The organism is Paeniglutamicibacter sp. (assembly GCF_046714615.1).
In the GTDB taxonomy this organism is placed as follows: Bacteria; Actinomycetota; Actinomycetes; order Actinomycetales; family Micrococcaceae; genus Paeniglutamicibacter.
In genome coordinates this window covers 1-3,355 of record NZ_JBKKAP010000111.1, presented here as the reverse complement: position 1 = coordinate 3,355, position 3,355 = coordinate 1, and the positions used below count along the sequence as shown (strand labels likewise).

Sequence of the window (3,355 nt, the reverse complement as noted above, 5' to 3'; positions counted from 1 at the left end):
GTGGTTATTCCGATAGCGGGGGCTGGATGACTGCCACTGCTGGGGTGTGGCGGGCGAAGTTCGGCATAACCAGAAGCCGGCAGGTTGAGTGATACTTCTATCTCCATTGTCCGGAGAGGAGCAGTGTCATGGCAGGTCGGTGCAGGGCGTCGGTGTCTGGTCCGCTTGGTGGGTTTGTTGAGGGCTTCCTCGGCGAGCTCGCTGAGCTCGGGTATTCGCCACGCAGTTACGAATGGCAGTTGCGGCTATTGAGGCATCTGTCGGAATGGTTGGCGGCTCAGGGGCTGGCAACTGGGGATCTGATCACTGAGGTGGTTGGCCGTTTTCTCGCTGAGCGCCGCAGGGCAGGGGCGAAGATGCGTTCGGAGCGGGCGCTGGCACCGCTTTTGGGGTACCTGCGGCGGGTGGGTGTGGCACCTGATCCGTTGCCTGCGACGCCGGAATCCCCTGCAGAGGTGTTGGCGGCGGGATTTGTGCACTACTCATTGGTGGAGCGCGGGTTGGATGCGCGGACGGTGGCCGGCTACGTCGGCCAGGTGGGGCCTTTCCTAGCCGTTTTTCCCAGCCCTGATCAGTGGCAAGGGTTGACGGCCAGGCAGGTGTCGGCGTTCGTGACCCAGCGGGCTGTAGGGCGTTGCGGGGCCTCGATAAAGGCCGAGGCGAACGCGTTGCGGGCCCTGTTGCGATGGATGTGGCTGGAGAGGAGCACTTCGGCACCGATGGCTGAGGCGGTCGGCTCGTTTGCCGCGGATCGAGGGACACGGCCACCGCAGGCGTTGAGCACCACCGAGGTGGCTGCCTTGCGGGCGGCAGTCACTGAGAGGGCCGACCACCTGCGGAATGAGGCGATGGTCGCCTTGATGCTGCGGCTGGGCTTGCGTGCCGGTGAGGTCGCGGCGCTGCGCTTGGAGGACATCGACTGGCAGAGTGGTCTGCTCCGGGTGCGTGGGAAAGGCTCGCATCTTGATGCGCTCCCTCTGCCGGTAGACGTGGGCGAGGCACTGGCCGCCTACGTGATGGAGGGACGCCCGCCGGCTGCGGGATCCTGCCAGGTGTTCTTGAGATCACCGGCTCCCCACACTGGGCTGTCGGTTCCGGCTGTGTCGCTGATGGTGTCGGCGGCGTTGCTCCGTGGTGGTGTTACTGGATCGGGCGCGGCGCACAGACTGCGGCACACCGCCGCTTGCGGGGTACTTGCTGCCGGTGGTGGCTTGATCGAGGCCGGCCAGTTGCTGCGGCATACACGAGTGGGCTCCACCGCTATCTACGCCAAGGCGGACCTTCCCGCGCTGCGGGGCCTGGCACGTCCGTGGCCGACGATGGAGGAGGGGCAATGAGCATCGACCTGGCTGCCGCGGCCGAGGAGTGGCTGGCCGAACGCCACGCCCGCGGTTACCTGCTGAAGGACCACGGCTGGCTGATTGCCAGCTTCCTTGACGGGCTGGCCTCCCGTGGGGTCACCACGATCACCGTCGCCGACGCGTTGGCCTTCGCCTGCCAGACGCCGACGAGCACCAAGCGCTGGCAGGCCACCCGACTCCGTGCCGTCGCCGGGCTGGCCGCCTACGTGAATGGCGTTGACCCCGAGGCTGCCGAGCTGGTCCCGCCCGGGCTGATCCGTGCACGAACAACCCGCCGCATGCCCTACCTCTACACCGCTGAGCAGGTCGGCCAGCTGATGGACTCGGCAACCACGGTCCTGACCCCACCGCTGTTCGCTCTGAGTGTTCGCACCCTGATCGGTCTGCTGGCGGTGACCGGGATGCGCAGCGGTGAGGCGCTGGCGCTAAACGTCGAGGACCTTCACATCGACCGGGCACTGCTGGTGGTGACCGGCAAGTATGACCGCCAGCGATTGGTTCCGTTGCAGCCCTCCTCCCTCGAGGCCCTCCTGTCCTACCAGGGGAACCGGCCGCATCCGGTTACTACACCGGGTCGTCCGCTGCTGTTTGGCCCTCGGGGCGGCCGCCTCAACAAGAAGATGGCCCGGGCCGCTTTTGTCCGCCTGGTCAGCGAGTGCCAGCTGCCGGACAGGCCGCTCTGCGGATCACCACGGCTGCATGATCTGCGGCACAGCTTCGCCGTCAACACCCTCATCGACGCCCACCGCAACGGCGCTGACGTCGATGCCCGCCTCGCTACCCTTGCCACTTTCTTAGGCCACGTCGAACCGGCCAACACCTACTGGTACCTCACGGCCAGCCCCGAGCTGATGGCTGCCGTCGCCCACCGAGCGACCACCACTGAAAGGAATTCCCAGCCATGACCGCCCTGGCACCCACCCTCGAATCGTTCTTCACCGACTATCTGCTCGCACAGCTGGGCGCCAGTCCACACACCGTCGCGGCTTACCGCGACACCCTGCGCCTGTTCCTATGCCACGTCCGTGAAAACACAGGGATTGAGCCCAGCGATCTGGATTTCTCCGTGCTCGACGCTCCTCTGGTCGGCGAGTTCCTCACCGCTCTCGAGCAGGAACGACACAACAGTCCCCGGACCCGTAATGCCCGCCTGGCCGTCATCCACTCGCTGTTCCGTTATGCCGCCCTGCGCCACCCAGAACATGCCGCCCAAATCGCCCGGGTCCTGGCCATCCCCAACAAGAAAACCAGCCGAAGCATCATCTCCTGGCTCACCGATCCGGAAGTAGAGTCCCTGCTGGCCAGCCCCGACCAGAACACGTGGACCGGCCGACGCGACCATCTGTTGCTAAGGGTCATGATCACCACCGGGATGCGCGTCAGTGAGATCACCGCCCTCACCAGGGGGGACGCATACCTAGATAAACCCGGCGCCCATATCGCCTGCCACGGCAAAGGCCGCAAAGATCGGGCCACTCCCATCGACCTTCTTACCGCCACCACCTTGGGGAACTGGCTGGCCGAGAACCCGGGCCCAGCCGCCATGGCCTTGTTCTGCCCGCGCGGCACCAACCGGAAGATGAGCGCCGACGCAGTCGCCCAAAGAATCGACCTCCACACTGCCCGAGCCGCAAGCAGCTGTCCCACGATCGCCGCCAAGCACGTGACCCCTCACGTGCTGCGCCACACCTGCGCCATGCGGATGCTCGCGGCCGGAATCGATTCCACTACCATCGCGTTGTGGCTCGGGCACGAGTCACCGGCATCGACCAACGCCTACCTCCACGCCGACCTCGCGCTCAAACAGAAAGCTCTTGACCGTACCGCTCCACCACAAAGCCAACCGGGCCGTTACCAGCCAACCGACGCGCTACTTGCCTTCCTCGAAGCCCTATAGGCCAGCCAGTTATGCCGAACTTCGCCCGCCACACCCCAGCAGTGGCAGTCATCCAGCCCCCGCTATCGGAATAACCACGACATCGGCATAACCGGTG

General features: G+C 65.6%; 3 protein-coding genes. All 3 read left to right on the top strand.

The genetic code is table 11. The features are described 5' to 3' along the window. Positions 1-152 precede the first annotated feature (152 nt). The 3 genes from ACLQ7E_RS13570 to ACLQ7E_RS13560 are packed head-to-tail and all read left to right on the top strand — an operon-like array spanning position 153 to position 3,258. A complete protein-coding gene (locus tag ACLQ7E_RS13570; RefSeq protein ID WP_411733104.1) occupies positions 153-1,337 on the top strand; it encodes a tyrosine-type recombinase/integrase in 1,185 nt (394 codons plus the stop codon). Next, positions 1,334-2,266, top strand: a complete 933-nt coding sequence (locus ACLQ7E_RS13565; protein ID WP_411733103.1) for a tyrosine-type recombinase/integrase — start codon at positions 1,334-1,336, stop codon at positions 2,264-2,266. Before ACLQ7E_RS13570 ends, ACLQ7E_RS13565 begins: the two co-directional genes overlap by 4 nt. After that, positions 2,263-3,258, top strand: coding sequence for a tyrosine-type recombinase/integrase (locus tag ACLQ7E_RS13560; protein ID WP_411733102.1), 996 nt, complete (start codon positions 2,263-2,265; stop codon positions 3,256-3,258). Before ACLQ7E_RS13565 ends, ACLQ7E_RS13560 begins: the two co-directional genes overlap by 4 nt. Positions 3,259-3,355: the final 97 nt, after the last annotated feature.